Below are 1,123 nucleotides of genomic sequence, written 5' to 3'. Positions count from 1 at the left end.
ACGTCCCACGACCCGCCCTCCATTGCGGCGAGGAACCCGGGGGCGGACGGGTCGAGCAGCTCGACGGCCCCATACCCGGCCTCCCTGATGGCCTTCATGGCATGCTCGCCGGACGCGAGGGAGATCTCCCGCTCCGAGGAGAAGCCCCCTGCCAGCACCGCGACGCGAATCCCGACCCTCGACCTGCCCTCCATGGCCGACCCCTCTCTGCAGCACCTCCGGTGCCCGATGATGTGTGTCCTATGCGCGGCGATACCGCATCGCCGCGCCGTGCTGTACCTTATTGTATAGATGCTTGTTTCGTTTACACCCCTGTGAAAGGTACGTTATGCAACGTTCAAATCGCCTGCGCGACATCCGTGCGCTCACCCATGACGACATCGTCAGCCTCGTCGCCGAACTCGGACAGCCCGCGTTCCGCGCGAAGCAGCTCGAGGAGTGGCTCTTCCAGAAGAACGCCTCCTCGTTCGACGAGATGACCAACCTGCCGAAGAAGTTCCGTGAGCTGCTCGCCGAGCGCTTCGCCTTCGCCACGCCCGTCGAGCTCGTCAAGCAGGTCTCCCATGACGGTTCCCGTAAGTACCTGCTCGAATACCCTGACGGCACCTCCGTCGAGACGGTCGGCATGCCCAGCCGGGGTAAGCTTTCCGTCTGCGTGTCCACGCAGGCCGGATGCGCCATGGGCTGCGCCTTCTGCGCGACCGGCTTCAACGGCCTTTCCCGCTCGCTCACCGCGCGCGAGATCGTCGATCAGGTCGCTCATGTCGCGCGCGACTTCGGCGAACGCGTGACGAGCGTCGTCTTCATGGGCCAGGGCGAGCCCTTCGCCAACTTCGACGAGACCGTCAAAGCCCTGCGCATCCTCAACGACCCCGACGGCTTCGCCATCGGCGCACGGCACCTGACCGTCTCCACCTGCGGCGTCATCCCCGGCATCAAGCGCTTCGCCGAGCTCCCCGAGCAGTTCACCCTCGCGGTGTCCCTTCACTCCGCGGTCCAGAGCACGCGCAACCAGCTCATGCCCGGCGTGAAGAAGTACACGCTCCTCCGCCTCCACGAGGCGCTCCAGTCCTATGTTGAGAAGACCGGTCGTCGACCGAGCTATGAGTTCGCCATGATCGAG

Annotated in this window: 1 protein-coding gene and 1 pseudogene; one reads left to right on the top strand and one right to left on the bottom strand. The window is 65.2% G+C overall.

Annotated elements, in window-relative coordinates; translation table 11 throughout:
• A pseudogene (locus INF29_RS14625) lies at positions 1-194 on the bottom strand (hypothetical protein); the annotation flags it as partial.
• 134 nt (positions 195-328) lie between these two features.
• On the opposite strand from INF29_RS14625, the gene rlmN reads away from it, so the two are divergent.
• Positions 329-1,123, top strand: a 795-nt coding sequence (gene rlmN / locus INF29_RS14390) for a 23S rRNA (adenine(2503)-C(2))-methyltransferase RlmN (RefSeq protein ID WP_193487414.1), incomplete at its 3' end; no start/stop codon positions are given.

Origin of the sequence: Anaerotignum lactatifermentans, from assembly GCF_014982935.1 — a bacterium.
GTDB lineage: Bacteria > Bacillota > Clostridia > Lachnospirales > Anaerotignaceae > Anaerotignum > Anaerotignum lactatifermentans.
The sequence above is the reverse complement of the archived record's forward strand: the minus strand, read 5'-3'. Positions and strand labels throughout refer to the sequence as shown.